The organism is Delftia sp. ZNC0008, assembly GCF_000799035.1.
Classification (GTDB): Bacteria; Pseudomonadota; Gammaproteobacteria; order Burkholderiales; family Burkholderiaceae_C; genus Comamonas; species Comamonas tsuruhatensis.
Map to the genome: position 1 here is coordinate 1 of NZ_JTKZ01000592.1, position 256 is coordinate 256.

The window sequence follows — 256 nt, forward strand, 5'->3', positions numbered from 1 at the left end:
CTGCGCCGCCACGGCGCGGATCATGGGTGCACGGCGCACATCGATGCGCTGCACGCGCGGGTCCAGCACGGCCTGCAGCCGGCCTGCCACGTCCGCAACCTCCCCTTCGCTACCCTTTTCGCTCTCGTCCAGCCAGTCGAGCAGCACCTGCGCCTGCCGGCACACCACCTGCACAGGCTCGGCCAACCCCTCCCACAGCACGGCCGTGCGCAGGATGTCGTGGCGTGCGATGACCTGGTTGAGCCGTTGCACAAAG

General features: G+C 69.5%; 1 protein-coding gene. It reads right to left on the minus strand.

The window, feature by feature from the left end:
* Positions 1–256 (minus strand): hypothetical protein (locus L995_RS34425; protein ID WP_231574484.1); only part of this gene is annotated, 256 nt, incomplete at both ends.